The organism is Amycolatopsis sp. NPDC058986, from assembly GCF_042741125.1.
Lineage (GTDB): Bacteria > Actinomycetota > Actinomycetes > Mycobacteriales > Pseudonocardiaceae > Amycolatopsis.
Genome location: NZ_JBHYJW010000007.1, coordinates 1 through 18,585, shown reverse-complemented (window position 1 = coordinate 18,585; position 18,585 = coordinate 1). Strand labels below are relative to the sequence as shown.

The following is an 18,585-nucleotide window of genomic DNA, read 5'->3' as shown; positions in this document are numbered from 1 at the left end:
CGCTCGCCCCTGGCCAGGGGCGAGACAACCGGACTCGCCTGCCCTAGGATCGCACAGGTGTCCGAATCCATTCGTGACGAAATCAGGAAACTCCTCACCGGCCTGACCGAAGGAACAATCGCCCGCGACGAAGCCGCCCAGTGGGCCCGTCCCTGGCTCGCCGAGGAAGCCGGAGACGCCCAGGACGAGGCGGTGTGGGACACCATCGACGCGCTGAGCGCCGCCGACTCCGCCACCCCTGATCAGGGATTTCTGTACGGGCCAGAGGATTTCCGGGCCTGGCTCGCCGAGTTCGACGCCCGAGTGGCCGGCCAGTAGTCCTGCGATCGAGCGCTGCGAAACGGGAAGCGCCAGGTCAGGAGTTCCGGCGCAGCGTAGCCATGATCTCGTCACGCACCCCGGGGCTGAGCGCGATGGTCACCGCAGAATCCGCCGAGTGCCCGGTGCCGTCTTCATCGAGAACGGCACCACCGGCTTCCCGGACCAGCAGGACTCCCGCCATCGTGTCCCACGGATGGTTGGACAGGTTGATGGTGCCGTCGAGCTTGCCGTGCGCCACCCACGCCAGATCGATCGCCGAGGTGCCGATCATGCGGACCCGCTGCGCGCGGGCGCCGAGGTCGCGCAGCAGGCCGAGCCGCACCCGGTTGCGATCGCTCTCGTGCTCCTCGAGTGCGAAGTCGCCGAGCGAGATCACCGCGTCGGCGATGTCGGTGACCTCCGAGCAGCGCAGCCGTTGCTCCCCTGCCCAGGCACCGTGGCCGTCCACTGCGGAGTATTCGACGTCGAGGAACGGCGCCGAAATCGCGGCGAGCACGCTGCGGGAGCCGTCGACGAGGGCGAGCGACACGGCGCAGAGCGGGATGCCGCGGGCGAAGTTGGCGGTGCCGTCGACCGGATCGAGCGTCCACCACAGCCCGCCGGCGGCCCGGCCACCGCGTTCCTCGCCCACGACCGGGATCTCCGGGGTTTCCTTGCCCAGCAGGCCACGCACCGCGTCCTCGACGGCGAGGTCGACGTCGGTGACCATGTCCCGATCTCCCTTGGCGGCCACCGAAAACGAGCCACGCGAGAGCACGATCTCCCGGGCGGTGGACATCGCCGCGCGGGCGATCGGCAGCAACTGCGCGTAGTCGTTCATCGGTGCTCACGGTAGCCGCCGCCCCCGCCGCCGATCAATAATCGACGCCCGGCCGACGACGAGAAGGCGAGCCCATGACCACGCACTTCCTCCCGCGGAGCACCACCGTCGACGAACGGGATCGCGGCGCGACGGTCGCCGTGCTCCCGGTCGGCAGCTTCGAGCAGCACGGCGAATTCCTGCCGCTGGCCACCGACACCGCGATCGCCGTGACGATCACGCAGGCCATCGCCGAGTCCTACCCCGTGCTCCAGCTGCCGCCGATCACGATCTCGTGCTCCCACGAGCACGCGACCTGGCCGGGGACGGTGAGCATCTCGGCGAAGACGCTCTACTCGGTCGTCGGAGACATCGCGGACTCGCTGCGGCGATCCGGGGTCGGCAGGCTCGTCCTCATCAACGGGCACGGCGGCAACTACGTACTGTCCAATGTGGTCCAGGAAGCCCGCGGCTCCCTCGCCCTGTTCCCGATGCCGGAGGACTGGCAGGCGGCGCGCGCGGACGGCGGGCTGGAAAGCTCGATCGACGAGGACATGCACGCGGGCGAGCTGGAGACCTCGGTGCTGCTGCACGCCCATCCGGATCTGGTCCGCGCGGGCTACGCCACCGCCGACGTGGTCACCGGCGACCGCCGCCACCTGCTCACCACCGGACTCGCGCACTACACCGAATCGGGCGTGGCCGGGCGTCCCTCTCTCGCGTCGGCGGAGAAGGGACGTGCCGTCATCGCGAGCCTCGTGGCGTCGTTCGCGGACTGTCTTTCGGTCATTCGCTGACGCACAAACAGGCAATACTAGCGCCAGATAGGCCGTCGACCTGCGTAAACAATCCACGGACATTTACCGATAACGTCGTTGCTTTACGGTGATCCAGATCACAACGACAGCACCTAATCGCCCCCTCGAACATCTTTGCTGGTGACTTCGAAAAACGCTCCGCAAATACACAAGCACTATTCAAGGGGACTGAAATGGGTATCAACGCGAAGATCATCCGGCGCGGCGGAATGGCGATCGCCGCGGTGGCGGCGGTGGGTGCGCTGGGGGCCTGCTCGACCGGCCAGGCGGGCAACGCGGCGCCTGCTCCGCAGGGCTCCGGCGGCGTCGGCGGCGGGATCGGCGCGGCCCCCAACGGCGGAGCCCTCCAGGGCACGGGCGCGAAGGGCGCCCCGGTCGCCGACGGCACCGGCGTCGCCAACGCCGGCGGCCACCCGAACTGCTCAAACCTGAAGGTGACGTCGACGGCGCCGGATCTGGTCCCCGGCACCACCACGCAGATGCGGTTCCAGCTCAAGCTGACCAACCAGAGCGCGGTGCCCTGCGTGGTGCGCGGCTTCCCCGGCGTCCGCCTCGACGGTGCCGACGGCACCAGCTGGGACCTGGCTCGCACCAACGCGGCCGTCATGCCGGTCCTGCTCGCCTCCGGCGAATACGCCACCGCCGATCTCACCTACTCCACCTCCGCCCCTGTCACCGGTGACGGCGCCGACGGCGGCACCGGCTGGAACGTCACCAGCATGGCCGTGACCCCGCCCAACACCACCAACACCCAGACCCTGCCCTGGGTCGACAGCGTGGGCCTTGCCAAGCAGGACGGCGCCACCCACCCCGGCACCTACATCGCCCCGGTCCAGCCCAGCACCCCCAAGTAGCGAAGAGAACACACCGAAACGAACTGCGAAATCGCCGTGGGAACCAGAATTCCCACGGCGATTTCGCTGTCCGGAATTCACACCGCCGGCGTCACGTGATTCTTTTTTGGTTCACATCGGGGCTGATTGCCGTGGAATCCCCGGCGTCGCCGGGATGGTCGTCCCGCAGCAGGGCCAGTACCCGGTGCACGGCCGGGTCCCGCTGCCCGGCGCGGGTGGCGGCGATGATCGTCAGGGTCAGGTCGTCGGTACCGCCCGCGTCGTCGTCGTGTCCTTGCGGCCGCGTGGTTTCCAGCGTCCGGAACACCACCCCGGGCAACGCCCCGGTCTGGACCTGTGCGGGCACCAGGCATACGCAGGTCGCTGCCGCGACATGGCTGATGAGGCCGGGAAGGCTGTCCGCGCGGGCGCCGTCGCGCGGAGCGAAACCGGCGGCGCGGCAGGCGGCGGTGACCTGCTCGGCCAGGCCCGCGAGCGCGGTCAGGGACGGCAGCGCGAAGCTTTCGCCGGCGAGATCGGCCAGGCGCAGGGCCGTGCGTTCGGCGAGTGGATGGTCCGCGGGCAACGCGACGGCGAGGCGTTCGGCCGCCACCTCGTGCAGATCGAGCCCGTCGGGGTCGGCGAGCGGTCCACGGACGAAGGCGAGGTCGAGGCGGCCCGAGCGGACCATCGAGGCCAGTTCGACCGACGTGTTCTGGTGCAGGTGCAGCCGCAACGCGGGAAAGCGGTGCCGCGTCAGCCGGAGCACGCGGGGCAGGAAGGTGTAGGTGATACCGCTGATGAAGCCCAGGTGCAGTTCGCCCTCGGTGCCGTGGGCGATGCGCCGCGCGCGTCCGACGGCGGCCTGCTGCGCTTCGAGCAGGTGCCGGGCGTCGCGGGCGAAGGCGGCTCCGGCCGCGGTCAGCCGTACGGCGCGGGTGCTGCGCTCCAGCAGCCGCACCCCCAGAGCGCGTTCGAGGCGCTGGATCGCCTGGCTCAGCGGCGGCTGGCTCATCGAGAGGCGCTCGGCGGCTCGCCCGAAGTGCTCTTCTTCGGCCAGGACGACGAACTGCTCCAGCAAGCGCGTGGTCAGATCCATAGGCCCAAGCATATGAATAATGGGCCAGAAAGTATTGGCGATAGATCAATGATGTCGCTTTGACTGTGTTCACCAGCACGGTCCCGATCGTCGACGCCGACGAGGCCGGGCCGCCGGAGGACACAGGAGGTGCGAGGCGATGTCGCCTTACCAGGTGGACGAAGTCGCCGGAGACGGCGCGGCCGCGGCGCCCACCGGCCCGCTGGCCGGACTGCGGATCGTCGAGCTGGCCACCGTGATCATGGGCCCGTACGCGGGTGCGCAACTGGCCGATCTGGGCGCGGACGTCGTCAAGGTCGAGGCGCCGGGCGGGGATCCGACCCGGCACTTCGAGCCGCGCCGCCACCCCGGGATGGCGGGCGCCTCGCTCAATTTCAACCGCAACAAGCGCAGCGTGTCCCTCGACCTGAAGACCGGCGCCGGGCGCGAGGCGCTCCTCGCACTGCTGGCCACCGCCGACGCCTTCATCACCAACATCCGCCCCGGCGCGCTGGGCAGGCTCGGGCTGGGCTACGAGGACCTGGCGGACGGACTCCCCGGCCTCGTCTATGTCAGCGCACAGGGTTTCCGGAGCGATTCCCCGCTCGGCGACAACGCCGCCTACGACGACATCCTCCAGGCCGCCTCCGGCCTGGTCTGGCTGAACGAGCAGGTCACCGGCGAGGCCTACTACGTGCCGACGGTCCTGGTGGACAAGGTGTGCGGCCTGGTCATCGTCCAATCCGTACTGGCCGCGCTGCGGCACCGCGACCGCACCGGCGAGGGCCAGCACGTCGAGGTGCCGATGGCCGACACGATGATCGCGTTCAACCTGGTCGAGCACCTCGCGGGCGCCTCACTCGACCCCACCGAAGAACCCGGATACGGCTACCCGCGTGTCCTGAGCAAGGAGCGCAGGGCCTGCCGCACCGCCGACGGCTGGATGTGCGTCCTGCCGTACAACGACCGCAACTGGCGCGACTTCTTCGCCCACGCGGGCCGTCCCGAACTGGCCGCGGACCCACGCTTCGCGAGCATGCCGGCCCGCATCGCGCACGCCGACGAACTGTACGGCCACGTCAGGGAGCTGACTCCGCAGTTCACTTCCGCGCAGTGGCAGGAGTTCTGCGACCGCGTGAGCATCCCGGCGCATCCCGTGTACAGCCTCCAGGAGGCGGCCGAGAGCGAGTACGCCCGCCAAGGCGGCCTTGTCCGCACGGTCCGGCACCCCACCGAGGGCGCCTGCCGCCTCGTCGCCCCGCCGGTGCGCTACTCCCGCACACCTGCCGGGATCTACCGGCATTTCCCGCCCGTCGGCGCGGACACCGACGAGGTGCTGGCCGAGGCGGGCTTCGACCCGGCCCGGCTCGCCCGGACACCGGCACCGGCCCCCGCCCCGACGCGGTGCGACTGAGCCCGGGGCTCACCCCAGCGACAACGTCGTCGTCCCCAGGAGAACCCATGGCACCCTCCGAACACTTCGTCCCGCCCCGCGCTCGAACCGGCCGGGCCTGGACCGTCACCGTGCTCGTCCTGCTCTTCCTGCTGATCAACTACGCGGACAAGACGGTGGTCGGCCTCGCCGCGGAGCCGATCATGAAGGACCTCGGCCTCGGCGAGCGGCAGTACGCCCTCGTCCAGTCCAGCTTCTACTTCCTGTTCAGCGTCTCCGGGATCGTCGTGGGTTTCGCCGCGGCGAAGCGTCGTTCGACCCGGGTCATGGTCGTGCTCGCTCTCGTCTGGGGTGTGACGGCGCTGCCCGTGGCTGCGGGGCTCGGCCTCGCCGCCCTGATCGCCTCGCGGATCGCCCTCGGCGCTGCCGAAGGGCCGGCGGTGCCCGCCGCGACGCATACCGTCTACGGCTGGTTCCGGGCACGCGACCGTGCCCTGCCCAACGCCTTGGTCCACATTGGACCCACCCTCGGTGTCGTGGCGAGCGCGCCGCTGCTCAGCTGGATCATCGCGGACTTCGGCTACCGGACCGCGTTCGGCGTCCTGTTCGCCCTCTCCGTGGTGTGGTCCGCGGTGTGGCTGCTGATCGCGCGCGACGGCCCCTACGCCGGGACCGCCGCCGAAGACAGGCGGGCCGCATCGCCGCGCGAGGGCGCTGCTCCGGTGCCGTACCGCGTGCTTTTCCTGTCGGGCACGGTGATCGGCGCCGTTCTCACCGGTTTCGTCGCCTTCTGGGCGACCACCACCGCGCTGGGTTTCCTGCCCCGATATCTGTCCTCCGGTCTCGGCATCGGGCGTCAGCAGGCGGGTACCCTCACCGCGCTGCCCCCGCTGCTCGCCACCGTCGTAATCCTCGCGATGGGCGCCGTGGCCACGCGGCTGCGCCGCGGGGGCATGGACAGCCGCCGCGCTTACTGCCTGCCGGGCATGGCGCTGCTCGCTGTCTCCGGCGCCACGATGATCCTGTTCCCGCACACCGAAAAGGGCATGGCACTCGTCCTGATCACCGTGGCCTTCGGCCTGCCGAGCGCGTTCTATCCGATGATCTGGCTGCTCATCGGCGAGCTGGTACCGCCGGAGCGCCGCCTGGCCGTCACCGCGGCCACCACCGCCATCGCCACGTCCGCCGGTGTGTTCGCACCGCTGGTGATGGGCGGCTTCCTCACCGCGGATCGCGGCTACGCGGCCGGGTTCGGTGTTTGCGGCGGGCTGTTGCTGGCGGGAGCAGTCCTGGGCGCCGTACTGATCAATCCGGCGAGAGACCTGCGGCGGCTCACCACCCTCGCCCCGGCCGACGAAAGCACGAGTCCCGCATGATCCACGGAACCACCACGCCGCTGGTGCGCCGCACCGACGACAGCGGCATCGCCACCCTCACCCTCGATTCGCCCCACAACCGCAACGCTCTCTCGATCCGGCTCGTCGACGACCTCGCCGCGCACCTGAACCGCGCTGCCGAGGACTCCGGCATCCGGGCCGTGCTGCTCACCCACACCGGCGAAGCGTTCTGCTCGGGCATCGACCTCACCGAAGCCCGCGCGGGCACCGGCGTCACCGCCGAGCGGCTGGCCGATCTGCTGCGCACCGTCGTCGAAGCACCGAAACCCGTCGTCGCCCGTGTGACCGGACCTGCACGGGCGGGCGGGCTCGGGCTGCTGGGCGCCTGCGACATCGTCGCGGCGGGCCCTGCCGCGAGTTTCGCCTTCACCGAAGTGCGCATCGGCCTCGCGCCCGCCGTCCTGTCGACGACCGTGCTGCCCCGCCTGGACCCGCGCGCCGCCGCCCGCTACTACCTCACCGGCGAACCGTTCGACAGCGCCGAAGCGGCGCGCATCGGCCTGGTCACGATCGCCGACGACGACGTCGACGCGGCACTCGAACCCGTGCTCGCCGGGTTGCGGTCCGCCGCTCCCGGTGCGCTCGCCGCCGCCAAACACCTCACCACAACGAACACGCGGCAGTTCTTCGCTGCCTACACGAGCGAGCTGATCGCCCTCGCCGCGCGGCTCGCCGGTGGTGCCGAAGCCGGGGAAGGCATCGCGTCCTTCCTCGAACGCCGCAGCCCGGTCTGGAAGTCGGCCTCGTCCGAAACCTCTTGCGCCCCAACACAATAAAGGAGCCGTGATGACCTCCCCGCCCACCGCGTTGCCGTCGGTGCCCGGCCTTGACGTCCGCGTCGAAGACCACGTCGGCTGGATCGTCCTGGACCGTCCTCGGCACAAGAACGCTTTCACCGGCGAAGTGCTGCGCGCCTGGGCCGAGGCGTACCGCGCGTTCCAGGCCGACGACCACGTGCGCGCCGTCGTCCTCACCGGCACCGGCGACGCCTTCTGCGCGGGCGCCGATCTCGGCGACCTCGGCCAGACCCGCTCGCCGCTGGGCAGCCGCCGCCTGATGACCGAACACGTGCACCCGGTGGCCAGAGCCGCCGAAGATCTCACCAAGCCGCTGATCGCCGCCGTCAACGGAGTCGCGGTCGGCGCGGGCATGGACATGGCCCTGATGTGCGACTACCGGATCGTCTCGGACCGCGCGCGGTTCTCCGAGGGCTACGTGCGGGTCGGCCTGGTACCCGGCGACGGCGGTTGTCACTACCTGCCGCGCATCGTGGGACGGTCTCGAGCACTGCGTCTACTGTGGACAGGAGAGTTCGTCGACGCGGATCGGTCGCTGGCGTGGGGACTGGCCGACGAAATCTGCGCGCACGACCGGCTACGGGCGCGGGCCGGTGAGTTCGCCGCGACCCTCGCGTCCCAGCCACCGATCGCGGTCGAACTGATCAAGCGCGCGGTACAGGCGGGCGAGCACGCCGACCTGCGCACCTCGCTGGACCTGATCGCCTCGCACCAGGCCGTCGTCCAGGCGACCGCCGACTCCGCCGAAGCGCTCTCGGCCTTCCTCGACAAGCGTCCACCGCACTACACCGGAGAGTGAGGCAGATGACCACAACCGAGGCCCTGCGAAACAGAGTCCGAGACTTCCTCGGCACCCATCCGTTCACACCACGATGCGATTCCTGGGCAGGCGCGTACGACGCGAGTTTCAGCCGCGAACTCGGCAAAGCCGGGCTGCTGGCCGTCTCCTGGCCCGGGCACCTGGGCGGCGGTGGCGGCACCGCCGTCGACCGTCTCGTGGTGACCGAGGAACTTCTGCGCGCGGGAGCGCCACTCGCCGCCCACTGGGTGGGAGAGCGGCAGATCGGCCCGACTCTGCTCCGGCACGGCACGCCGGAGCTGCGCGAGGAGTTCTGCCCGCCGCTGGCCCGCGCTGACTACACCTTCGCGCTGGGGATGAGCGAGCCGGACGCGGGATCGGACCTGGCCTCGTTGCGGACCTCCGCCGTCCGCGACGGCGACGGCTGGCGCATCACCGGGCGCAAGATCTGGACCAGCGGCGCCCACCTGGCCACCCACCTGTACGTCCTGGCCAGGACATCCCGCGAACCCGACCACCACGACGGGCTGACGGAGTTCATCGTCGCCATGGACACACCGGGAATCACCGTCACGCCCATCCTGGATCTGCGCGGTGAGCACCACTTCAACGAAGTCGCGCTGGAAGACGTGCACGTTCCGGACCGCTGGGTGATCGGCGGGGTCGGCGAGGGCTGGCGGCAGGTCGTCGGCCAGCTCGCCTTCGAACGGGGCGGCCCCGAACGGTTCCTGTCGACCTACCCGCTCCTGTCCGCGGTGCTCACCGCGGGCCTCGTGGACGACGCCGCCCGGCGCGAACTGCGGGGACTGGCCGCACGTCTGCAGATCCTGCGTGCCTGGGTACTGGAGACCGCGCGAACGCTCGACGCCGGCGGCGCCCCGGTCGTGCAGGCCGCCATGAGCAAGTACCTCGGCAACCAGTTCGAGCTGAGCGTCATCGAGTGGGCGCGGCCGCTCATGCCGCGGGCGGCCCCTGCCGTCCGCGCGCTCTACGACCAGGCCCTCGCGGCCTCGCCCGCCTCGGGCATCCGCGGTGGCGCGGCCCAAGTCATGCTGTCGATGATCGCCAAGGACAACCGATGACCAGTCAAATCGAACACACTCTGGAAAAGGATCTGGACGACGCGGTCAGCGAGGTGATCGCGGGCTGGGAACGGCCCGGCGACCCGCGCGAGCACTGGCGGATCGCGGCCGGGCTCGGCTGGACCACCATCCTCGACGACTTCCGTGCCGACGGCACACAGGAGCAGAACCAGCGAGAACTCGCCGACGCGGCCTGCGGCGCGGTGACAGCTCTCGCGCGCGGCGGGATCGCGCTCCCGCTCCGCCAGACGCTGGTCGCCCGCGCCGCGGCCAGGACTCCGGTGTCCGAAGTGGACGCCATCGCCGTTCATCCGACCGCGCAAGGACTCTGGGCACCGATCGCCGACGTCCTCGTCGCCGCCGACGGCAGCGTCAGCCACGACATACCGGGCGACGAAGCCGGACGCGATCTCGCGGGTCGGCCCTACCGTCTCGCGCCACCACCGCCGCCGGAGATCCCGCTGCGGCTGACCGCGTTGGCGGACGTCCTCCGGTGCCAGGAGATGATCGGCGCGGCACAGGGTGCCGTCGCCGAAACCCGGCGCTACGTCACCCAGCGCGTCCAGTTCGGCAGGCCACTCGTCGCCATTCCCGCGGTCCGGACCCTGCTGGGGCAGGTGAAAGTCGACCTCCGGGAACTGGAAACCAGCACCTACGAGGCCAGGCACCGCCTCTTCGGCGACGACTCGGACGCACTCGCCTTCTCGCTGGTCACCGCGCGCGAGGTCGCCAGCGCCGTCGCACCTCGGATAGCCCAGACCACCCACCAGCTCCACGGCGCGATGGGCATCACGCACGAGGCCGGACTGCATTGGCGGACCAAACTGCTGTGGGCCGGCTGCGACGAGGGCGTCCCGCGCCGCGACCACGGAGACGAAGCCGTACCGGCGGACGAGCCATCCCTCTGGTCGCTCACCACACCGGGGACTCTCCGGAGCGGTGCCCGTCCGTAGTCCACCAGCGACACGGCCTGGTACGAGCCGGGCTCACGCGATGGCGCCGGGCTGCAGGACCAGCGCGGGCTTGCCCTCGACCAGTATCAGGCCGACCTCGACCGAGGGGGATCCCCGCGCTGATCGCCGTCACGTCGCAGGGGTGTGCAGGCGCATGCACGGTTTGTAGCCCTCATTCCGGGGAGGCGCCCCCGTACCCGGCGGCGGGCCCCGTGAAGACCGGACGATCCCGTTCGAGTGGATCAGGAGCGCACCGCTCGCCGTGGTGTGCACGGCCCGGAAGCATGGGAAGCCGGGATCGCCAAGGGGCGGCGGGAGTCATGGAGGAGCATTGAGGACAACGAAGTACGCGGCCGCGGCGGCGGGGCTGGCGTTGATCGCGAGCACCGTCGCCACGGCGACACCGGCCATCGCCGGGCAGAGCGGCCGGGTCGTGCTCACGAACACCGACAACGGCCGATCCGTGCGCGCGAATATCGGGGACACCATCGCGGTCCGGCTCACCGGCTACCGAGACCAGGGGCTCACCTACTCTTGGGGTATCCCGCAAACCAGTGAGCCACAGGCTCTCGGCCGGACCACGGGCACGACCACACCGGGCGGTGGCGCCTCGGCGACCTTCCACGCCGCTGGGGAAGGCACCGTCACCATCTCCGCGGTACGGACCTGCCGTCCCGACGCCGGCCGCGTCTGCCCGCACGTCGTCACGCCGTGGAAGGCCACCGCGACCATCAAGTGATCCGGCGGTACGAGCCTTACTTGTCCAACGCGGCCTAGGTGCCGACCTCGTCGAGATGCGGCAGGTAGTGGTCGAGCCGCTCCCGTTTCGCCCGCAGATACCGGAGATTCTCGGCGTTCGGCGGCACCAGCAGCGGCACCTGTTCCACGACCTCGATCCCGTCGCGCTGGAGCGCGTCCAGCTTGTCGGGATTGTTCGAGAGCAGCCGGACCGAGAGCACACCCAGGTCACGAAGGATCTCGGCGGCGGGCCGGAAATCCCGGGCGTCGACCGGCAGTCCCAGCGCGAGGTTCGCGTCCACGGTGTCGAGCCCCTCTTCCTGCAGCCGCATGGCTTTCAGCTTGGCCAGCAACCCGATCCCCCGTCCCTCGTGACCCCGCAGGTAGACGAGCACGCCCGCGCCTTCCGTGACGATGGCGTGCAACGCCGTGGCGAGCTGATCCCCGCATTCGCAGTGCGTCGAGGAGAAGGCGTCGCCGGTGAGACATTCCGAATGGACCCGCACCAACGTCCCGTATCCGCTGACATCGCCGTGAACGAGCGCGACGTGCTCGTCTCCGCTCCGCCGGTCCAGATACCCGACGGCGCGGAAATCCCCATACGCCGTGGGAAGCCGGGTGCCCACGATCCGCTCGACGAGGCGTGCCCCGGTGCGTTCCGACTCGGTCATCGCCCTCGTCCCATCCTCGCCGTTCTCGTCCTTCTTGCGCTGTTCCCAGAAGTCCGCCAGAGCACGGAGGACGAGCACTCCCGCGCCCGGCAGGCTCGCGACGAGCACGAGCACGCCGTAGACGACCGCGACGGTGAGCCCTTGCGCGGCACCGAGCCCGGCGGCACCGAAGGCCAGCGCGGCGACGCCCTCACGCGGTCCCCAGCCCCCGATGTTCACCGGCAAGCCCATCGCGAGCAGCACCAGTACGAGCAGGGGCAGCAACTCGTCGATCGGGGCGGTGGAGCCCGCGGCCCGCGCGGCGACCAGGAACATCGCGAGGTACCCGGCCAGTGTCAACGCGGACAGCACCGCCACACCGGGCCAGGAATCGCGCGAAAGCAGCCCCGCGCGGATGTCGGTGAGCGTGACGCCGAGCCCGCGGCGCCACTTCGACGTACTGGCCGCCCACCGCCGTCCCACGGTGAAACCGGCGGCGAGCAGGCACCCCGCGGCGAACACCACCACGACGCCGCAAATCGTGACGACGTCGCGGAATTCGGCGGGCACCACCGACGGGCGGAAGAGCAGGACGGAGAGCCCGGCGCCGATCATGACGACCTGGCCCGCGGTGCGTTCGAGCACCACCGCGCGCACGCCGCGCCCGACGTCTCCGGCACCGCGTCCGTGCTGAACGGCGCGGTGGACGTCGCCGAGTACCCCGGCGGGCAGGACGGCGTTGAGGAACAACGCCCGGTAGTAGTCGGGAACGGCCGTACGCAAGGAAAGCCGCAGGCCGAGACGCCGCGCGACGAGGCACCAGCGCCAGGCGCTGAACACGGTGGTCACCGCGCCGATCGCCAGGGCCGCGAGCACCGCGCGGCCGTCGATCACGTGCAGCGCGGCCAGGAACGCCGCCGAGCCCAGTTGCCACACCAGGATCCCGATGATCGCTGGCGCCGCGAGGGCCCGCAGCCACGGCAGGAACGCCCGCATCGTCCTCACACCCCGGCCGGCAGGGCGAGCAGATCGCCGTGGTGGACGACGGCGCACAGCACACCGTCCGCGCATTCCGCCAGCCGTCTGTCCAAATAGGACTCAGCGGCCACGGTCAGGCCGGGCCGGTGCGCACAGGCCGCCGCGACCCAGCCGCGGAGCCATTCCACCAGCAGCGGCGCCTCCGCCGCGCCGAGCCGCCACGGGCTGGCATACCGGTGCACCACCGCGCCCCGGCGTTCGAACTCCCCGGCCGCGAAGTCGACGGCGTCCGGGCCGAGCAGATCGCGGCCCTCGGTGGTGCGGCGCTGATGGGCGTTGAACGCGGCCTCGATCTCACTGTCGAGCGGATCGGGCGGGGTCAGCTCGACCCGGCCCTCGACCGACAGCGCCAGCAGCGTCGGATGCTCGGCGCAGGCGTCGGCCAGTGCGGTGACCTCGGCGGCGGTGAGCAGATCCAGCAACGCGGACGCCGTCACCAGCGACGTGTCGGCGAGGTCGTCCGCGTGCAGCTGCGTGATGTCGCGGCGTTCGGTCTCGACCGTGACCGGCTCGCCGCCCATCCCGGTGGCGGGCAGGCTCTCGCCCGCGTGCGTGAGCAGGACGGGATCGCGGTCGTGCAGGATCCAGCGTTGCGGCCCGGGAAGCCGCCGGGCGAGCCAGCGCCCCATCGCCCCGGTGCCGCAACCGAGGTCGCGGATCACCAGCGGTGCACGGGCCGGCAGACGCGTCCGCAGCAGCTCGACGAGTTCGTCGGCACGGGCGGCGGCGTCCGCGCTTTCCCGCAGCCGCAACCATTCCACCGAAAACCCGCCCCCGATGCCGGTCGCTTCGAGCCGCTCCAGCACTTCCGCGAGCTGCCGCGTCGTCGAGCCCCAGCCCCGCAGCGAACGCTGCCGCAGCCGTGCCGACTCCCGCAGCTGATCACGCAGGCTCGGCGAGGCGAACCAGCAGCGGAGGGTGTCCGCGAGGATGTCGGCGTTTCCCGGCGGGACAAGGATTCCCGGCATGGTTCCGTCCGGCGCGAGACCGAGCGTGTCCGGGACGCCGTCGGCGGTGGTCGCGAGCACCGGCAGTCCACGGGCGAGCGCCTCGGTGATCACCATGCCGTACGTCTCGGCGTGCGAAGGCAACACGACGAGGTCAGCGGACGCGTACGCGGCGTCGAGATCGGCGCCGATCCGTGGCCCGGCGAGGGTGATCCGATCCCGTAGGCCGCGCCTTTCGATGAGCGCGCGAAGCCGTTCGACGTACCCGGGATCGCGTCGCAGCGGCCCGACGAGTTCGCACGTCCACGGCAGATCTTCCAGCGCTGCCAACGCTTCGACGAGCACGTCCTGCCCTTTGCGCGGCGTCGCGGAACCGACGCACAGCAGCCGCGACATCCCGTCGGTGCCCGGCGCGGGCGGCGCGGGGTCGGTGCCCGGCGGGACGACGTGCACCCGGTCACGGTCCAGCCCGTGACGTTCGATCAACCGACGGGCCGCAGCCACACCTGTGGTGATGACCGCACTCGCCGCCCAGAGCGTTTCCCGTTCCGCGGCGTCGAGGCGAGCGGCCGTGTCGGGCGCGAGTCCGGTTTCCTCCGCCAGCGGCAGGTGCAGCAGCACCGCGATCCGCAGCCGCCGGGCCTCCGGCACGACGATCTCGGGGACACCGCAGGCCACCAACCCGTCCACGAGAACCACCGCGTCGTCCGGCGCTTCGGCCAGAGCCTTGGTCAGTTCGGTTCGCGCGTCGTCGTCCGGCCGGGGCCAGTCACCCGCGATGGCGATCTCGCGCACTCGCCATCCCGCGACCAGCAGGCCCTGACAGACGCGGCGGTCGTACTGGTTACCGCCGCTGGGCACCGAGACGTCGTCGACGTCGCCGGGCAGGACGACGAGCACCTCGCCGGTCACAACGCACGCTCGTAACTGGCCCAGGCGACATGGGACTCACGCAGTGTGACGACGATGCCGTCGATCCTGCGGGCGCCCTCCCCGAGCGAACCGGCGTGCACACGCTCGGCGAGCCGGTCGGCGACGACCTTGGCCAGGAACTCGGTGGAGGTGTTCACGCCCGCGAACTTCGGCTCCTCGTCGAGGTTGCGGTAGTTGAGATCGCCCAGCACAGCGCCGAGTTCCCGGGTGGCGAGGCCGATGTCGACGACGATGCCGTCCGCGTCGAGTTCCGCCCTGCGGAACGAGGCGTCGACCACGAACGTGGCTCCGTGCAGCCGCTGCGCCGGGCCGAAGACCTCGCCGCGGAAGCTGTGCGCGACCATGATGTGGTCGCGGACGGTGACAGTGAACACCCGTTCCCTCCAGAAACGTCGGCCGTGCCTAGGTCCCCTCGTAGAGGACACGGTGACAAAGCGCGGACGGTTCACTGTTCGTCAGACGCGTCATCACCGCGGGGAGGGTTTCGAAGCGGGATTCCCCGGTGACCAGCACGTCGAACGCCGGATCGGCGAGCAGTTCCAGCGCCAGCGCCATCCGGTCGGCGAAGTCACGCCCCGGCCGCGCCACGGTGCCGACCTGGCTGCCGCGCACCGTCAGCCGCCGCGAGTGGAAGAACTCGCCGAGCGGCAGGCTGATCTTCCGGTCGCCGTACCAGCTCAGCTCGACGACGACGCCGTCCGGCGCGAGGAGTTCCAGCGACCGGGCGAGCCCTGCCTCGGACGCGCTGGCGTGTACGACGAGGTCGCAGCCACCCTTGGCCTGCGCGGGGCTGGTGAACTCGACGCCGAGCCCGGCCGCGACCTCCGCCCGCGCCGGTTCGACGTCCACGAGCTGCACGCGAACCCCGGGAAAACCCGCCAGGAGCTTCGCGACGCAACAGCCGACCATCCCGGCACCGACGACCGCGACCCGGTCGCCGATCAGCGGTTTCGCGTCCCACAGCGCGTTCACCGCGGTCTCGACCGTGCCGGCGAGGACGGCGCGTCCCGGAGGCACGGCGTCCGGCACCGGCGTCACCGCGGCGGCCGGGACGACGTACCGGGTCTGGTGCGGGTAGAGGCAGAACACCGTCCGGCCGAGCAGCTCGCGCGGCCCTTCCTCGACGACTCCGACGTTGAGATAGCCGTACTTGACCGGCCAGGGAAACTCGCCTTCCTGGAACGGCGCGCGCATCAGGTGGTACTGGCTTTCCGGTACACCACAACGGAAAACCAGCGTCTCGGTGCCGCGGCTGATCCCCGAGCAGATACTCCGCACCACGACGTCGCCGTCCCCGGGTTCGGGCAGCTCGACCGGCAGGATCTCGCCGTGGCCGGGGCCAGTGAGCCAGAAAGCGTTCGCGGCGCGCATGGATACCTCCGAGCTACTCTCGATCGCACCCTACGCGGTGAGAGGAGCCGAGCATGGCGATCCGGATCCGCTGTGGCGCCGTCACGTTCGGGTGGGGACCGTTCGCGGGAGCGGCGCTCCAGCTCGTTCTGCTGGCGCTGGTGTGGAAAGTGGACGGCCTCGGTCTCGCGGGCTGGCTCAGCGGATTGGCGTACGCGATCGCGCTGTGCGGACTCCTGCTCGTCGCTCTGCGAGCGACACGACTTGGGCCCGCAGACGTCGTCACGCTCACGCGAGCGACGCTCGTCGGCTGTGTCACCGCGCTGGTCGCCGACACCGTGACACGACCGGCCCCGACCACGACGCTCGTCGCGCTCGCCTCGATCGCACTGGCGCTGGACGCCGTCGACGGACAGGTGGCGCGCCGCACCGGCACCGCGTCCCCGCTCGGCGCGCGGTTCGACATGGAAGTGGACGCGTTCCTCATCCTGGTGCTGAGCGTCTTCGTCGCGCGGTCGCTCGGGCCATGGGTACTGGCGATCGGCGCCATGCGGTACGTCTTCGTGGCCGTGTCCTGGTTCCTGCCCTGGCTGAAGGCGCCTTTGCCGCCGAGCATGGGCCGCAAGACCGTTGCCGCGGTCCAGGGCGTCGTGCTCGTCGTCGCGGCGGCCGACGTCCTGCCGCAAACGTTTGCGGTGCTGGTGACGGGGCTGGCGCTCACGTCGTTGTGCTGGTCGTTCGGCCGCGATGTGACCTGGCTGGCGCGGCACCGCGCGGGCTAGTTCGCGCGGCGGGCCCTGGCGCGGCGTTTGCCCTCGTGCATCGCCTGGACCCGGGCGATCGGGATGGTGTGCCCCTCCTCGACGAGATCCGCGGGCAACTGCTGCGGCTCGGGCATCTCCTCGGCCCACGGATCGCGATCGCCGAGCCGCTCGACAGCGGTGTGCAGCGTGAAGTCGGCCGGGGTGACGTCGTCGATTTCGGACCACGCGAGAGGGAAGGAGACCGGGGCGCCGGGACGGATCCGCGGGCTGTAGGCGGCGACAACCGTCGCGCTGCCCGCGCGGGTCGAGTCGAGGAAGACCTTCCCACCCCGGTCCTCGCGGATGAACGCCGTGGTGGCGAGCGCCGGGTCGATCCGCTCGGCACGGGCTGCGACCGCGCGGGTGGCCGCCGCGACGTCGTCGATCGCGAGCCCCGGCACGATCGGCACGAACACGTGCACGCCCTTGGCGCCGCTGGTCTTGACCGCGCCGGCGAGCCCGTCGTCGGCCAGCGCCGCACGGATCAGCTTGGCCGCCTCGACCGCCTTGCGGAAGGCGTCGCCGGGCGGCGGGTCGAGGTCGAGGATGAGGTGCGTCGGGCCCTGGGAGTAGTCGGCGAGCAGCAGCGTCGGGTGGTATTCGACCGCACGCTGGTTGCCGAACCACAGCAACGTCCGCACGTCGTCGCACAACGCGTACGAGACCTGGCGATGGGAGGACTCGGCCCAGATCGAGACCCGCTTGACCCAGTCCGGCGTGTACTTGGGCAGGTTCTTCTGCATGAACGGTTCCTGCCCCGGCCGGATGCGGACGACCGAGAGCGGCCTGCCGCGCAGCTGCCGGACAAGCCGGTCACCGACGACCTCGAGGTAGTCGACCAGATCACGCTTGGTCGCCTCGGCGCCGTCGAACAGCGGCTGGTCGAGATTGGTCAGCGTCACGCCCTGCCGGGCCTCTTCGCCGCTCATGCGATCGACCCTTGCCCACCAGTGGGGCCACAGTCAACTCGGTGAATGCTCGCGCTCAGGCGAGCGCCGCCGCCAGCGCGAGATAACCGCCGCCCCCGACCACGAGCCCGAGGACCAGTCCCACGACGACCTGGGGTGTCGTGTGGTCCTTCAACGCGACGCGGGACCAGCTCACCCAGCCGACGAGCGGGAACAGCAGCGCGGGCCATGGCCCGTAGACCGCCATGAGGATCACGACGGCCCCGGCCGCGACGGCGGCGTGGATGGAGACCTTGAACTTCAGCCCGAACGTGACCGCGAGCGCCACGACCAGACTGGCCAGCTCGGCCGCGGCCAGCGCGATCATCTCGTGCGGCGCGCCGCCGGCGAGCAGGATCACGAACCCGGCGCCGAGCGAGCCGATACACACCGCGAACGGCACGAGCCGCCCCGCCCGATCGGTGACGTGGTGGCCTTCCCAGCTGCCCCGCTTGGCGCCGCGGACGATCACCGCCATCGGGATCAGCGAACCGGTGACACCGACCACCAGCCCCCACAGCAACGCCCGGCCGAGGCTGTACCCGGTGACCTGCCACGCCACGACCAGCGGCAGCCCGAGCACCCACACCCACGGCGCGAGCACCTCGGTCGCGATACGGGCCATGCCCCGCGACGTCGCCGCACTCTCTTGCCGCACGGACGACTCGGCGCCCTGCCCTGCACCCTGCCCGTTCGATTGCCCGACGGATGACTCGGCCGACGAAAAACTCACCCGCCAACGCTACCGACTCGCCTCCTGGCCCCCTGCGCCCGGCCGGTCCCGTACCTCGGGGCATCCCCCTCCCACCCTGGGCAGGGTTCCGGCAAAGTCGTTGTGGGGTTAGGGGTGGATGCCGAGCAGGGTGAGTGGTCGGTTGATGTCTCGGGTCATGTGGCGTAGCCCTTTGG

General features: G+C 70.9%; 19 protein-coding genes and 1 pseudogene. 11 read left to right on the top strand and 9 right to left on the bottom strand.

What is annotated here, in order from left to right; genetic code table 11:
- The first annotated feature begins 57 nt into the window (after window positions 1-57).
- Window positions 58-318 carry a hypothetical protein gene (locus ACFW0G_RS08845; RefSeq protein ID WP_378324301.1) on the top strand — a complete coding sequence of 87 codons (261 nt, stop codon included), beginning with the start codon at window positions 58-60 and terminating at the stop codon, window positions 316-318.
- A gap of 37 nt (window positions 319-355) precedes the next feature.
- On the opposite strand, the gene ACFW0G_RS08840 is transcribed toward ACFW0G_RS08845, so the two are convergent.
- Window positions 356-1,141 (bottom strand): inositol monophosphatase family protein, encoded by a 786-nt coding sequence (locus ACFW0G_RS08840; RefSeq protein ID WP_378324300.1) that lies wholly within the window; start codon window positions 1,139-1,141, stop codon window positions 356-358.
- A gap of 74 nt (window positions 1,142-1,215) precedes the next feature.
- On the opposite strand from ACFW0G_RS08840, the gene ACFW0G_RS08835 reads away from it, so the two are divergent.
- Window positions 1,216-1,917 carry a creatininase family protein gene (locus ACFW0G_RS08835; protein WP_378324299.1) on the top strand — a complete coding sequence of 234 codons (702 nt, stop codon included), beginning with the start codon at window positions 1,216-1,218 and terminating at the stop codon, window positions 1,915-1,917.
- Between the two features lie 194 nt (window positions 1,918-2,111).
- Window positions 2,112-2,792: a DUF4232 domain-containing protein gene (locus ACFW0G_RS08830; protein WP_378324298.1), complete on the top strand. Its 681-nt coding sequence runs from the start codon at window positions 2,112-2,114 to the stop codon at window positions 2,790-2,792.
- A gap of 91 nt (window positions 2,793-2,883) precedes the next feature.
- Here the strand turns inward: ACFW0G_RS08830 and ACFW0G_RS08825 are convergent, their stop codons facing one another.
- Window positions 2,884-3,870 carry a LysR substrate-binding domain-containing protein gene (locus ACFW0G_RS08825; RefSeq protein WP_378324297.1) on the bottom strand — a complete coding sequence of 329 codons (987 nt, stop codon included), beginning with the start codon at window positions 3,868-3,870 and terminating at the stop codon, window positions 2,884-2,886.
- A 139-nt stretch (window positions 3,871-4,009) separates the two neighbouring features.
- Between ACFW0G_RS08825 and ACFW0G_RS08820 the strand changes: the two genes are divergently transcribed.
- From ACFW0G_RS08820 to ACFW0G_RS08790, 7 genes are all read left to right on the top strand, one after another.
- Window positions 4,010-5,263: a CaiB/BaiF CoA transferase family protein gene (locus ACFW0G_RS08820; RefSeq protein ID WP_378324296.1), complete on the top strand. Its 1,254-nt coding sequence runs from the start codon at window positions 4,010-4,012 to the stop codon at window positions 5,261-5,263.
- 47 nt (window positions 5,264-5,310) lie between these two features.
- On the top strand, window positions 5,311-6,618 hold the full coding sequence (locus ACFW0G_RS08815; RefSeq protein ID WP_378324295.1) for an MFS transporter: 1,308 nt from the start codon (window positions 5,311-5,313) through the stop codon (window positions 6,616-6,618).
- A complete protein-coding gene (locus ACFW0G_RS08810) occupies window positions 6,615-7,415 on the top strand; it encodes an enoyl-CoA hydratase family protein (protein ID WP_378324294.1) in 801 nt (266 codons plus the stop codon). Before ACFW0G_RS08815 ends, ACFW0G_RS08810 begins: the two co-directional genes overlap by 4 nt.
- A 10-nt stretch (window positions 7,416-7,425) precedes the next feature.
- A complete protein-coding gene (locus ACFW0G_RS08805; protein ID WP_378324293.1) occupies window positions 7,426-8,235 on the top strand; it encodes an enoyl-CoA hydratase/isomerase family protein in 810 nt (269 codons plus the stop codon).
- A 5-nt stretch (window positions 8,236-8,240) separates the two neighbouring features.
- Window positions 8,241-9,317 (top strand): acyl-CoA dehydrogenase family protein, encoded by a 1,077-nt coding sequence (locus ACFW0G_RS08800; RefSeq protein WP_378324291.1) that lies wholly within the window; start codon window positions 8,241-8,243, stop codon window positions 9,315-9,317.
- The gene (locus ACFW0G_RS08795) at window positions 9,314-10,270 is read left to right on the top strand and encodes an acyl-CoA dehydrogenase family protein (RefSeq protein ID WP_378324290.1); all 957 of its coding nucleotides are present in this window, start codon (window positions 9,314-9,316) and stop codon (window positions 10,268-10,270) included. Before ACFW0G_RS08800 ends, ACFW0G_RS08795 begins: the two co-directional genes overlap by 4 nt.
- 331 nt (window positions 10,271-10,601) lie before the next feature.
- Window positions 10,602-11,009 (top strand): hypothetical protein, encoded by a 408-nt coding sequence (locus tag ACFW0G_RS08790; protein WP_378324288.1) that lies wholly within the window; start codon window positions 10,602-10,604, stop codon window positions 11,007-11,009.
- A 34-nt stretch (window positions 11,010-11,043) separates the two neighbouring features.
- Here the strand turns inward: ACFW0G_RS08790 and ribA are convergent, their stop codons facing one another.
- The 5 genes and pseudogenes from ribA to ACFW0G_RS08765 all read right to left on the bottom strand — a co-directional run bounded on the left by ribA (window position 11,044) and on the right by ACFW0G_RS08765 (window position 15,947).
- Window positions 11,044-12,654, bottom strand: a complete 1,611-nt coding sequence (gene ribA, locus ACFW0G_RS08785) for a GTP cyclohydrolase II (RefSeq protein WP_378324287.1) — start codon at window positions 12,652-12,654, stop codon at window positions 11,044-11,046.
- 5 nt (window positions 12,655-12,659) lie between these two features.
- Complete coding sequence (locus ACFW0G_RS08780) at window positions 12,660-13,475, bottom strand: methyltransferase domain-containing protein (protein ID WP_378324508.1); 816 nt, start codon at window positions 13,473-13,475, stop codon at window positions 12,660-12,662.
- Between the two features lie 12 nt (window positions 13,476-13,487).
- A pseudogene (locus ACFW0G_RS08775) lies at window positions 13,488-14,543 on the bottom strand (glycosyltransferase family 4 protein); the annotation flags it as partial.
- Between the two features lie 8 nt (window positions 14,544-14,551).
- Window positions 14,552-14,950 carry a 6-pyruvoyl tetrahydropterin synthase family protein gene (locus ACFW0G_RS08770; RefSeq protein WP_378324286.1) on the bottom strand — a complete coding sequence of 133 codons (399 nt, stop codon included), beginning with the start codon at window positions 14,948-14,950 and terminating at the stop codon, window positions 14,552-14,554.
- A gap of 28 nt (window positions 14,951-14,978) precedes the next feature.
- Complete coding sequence (locus tag ACFW0G_RS08765) at window positions 14,979-15,947, bottom strand: zinc-binding alcohol dehydrogenase (protein WP_378324284.1); 969 nt, start codon at window positions 15,945-15,947, stop codon at window positions 14,979-14,981.
- A gap of 53 nt (window positions 15,948-16,000) precedes the next feature.
- Between ACFW0G_RS08765 and ACFW0G_RS08760 the strand changes: the two genes are divergently transcribed.
- Window positions 16,001-16,708, top strand: coding sequence for a CDP-alcohol phosphatidyltransferase family protein (locus ACFW0G_RS08760; protein ID WP_378324283.1), 708 nt, complete (start codon window positions 16,001-16,003; stop codon window positions 16,706-16,708).
- On the opposite strand, the gene ligD is transcribed toward ACFW0G_RS08760, so the two are convergent.
- Both ligD and ACFW0G_RS08750 read right to left on the bottom strand, forming a co-directional pair.
- A complete protein-coding gene (ligD, locus tag ACFW0G_RS08755) occupies window positions 16,705-17,658 on the bottom strand; it encodes a non-homologous end-joining DNA ligase (RefSeq protein WP_378324282.1) in 954 nt (317 codons plus the stop codon). The genes ACFW0G_RS08760 and ligD overlap by 4 nt on opposite strands.
- A gap of 55 nt (window positions 17,659-17,713) precedes the next feature.
- Complete coding sequence (locus tag ACFW0G_RS08750; RefSeq protein WP_378324507.1) at window positions 17,714-18,301, bottom strand: phosphatase PAP2 family protein; 588 nt, start codon at window positions 18,299-18,301, stop codon at window positions 17,714-17,716.
- Between the last annotated feature and the right edge of the window lie 284 nt (window positions 18,302-18,585).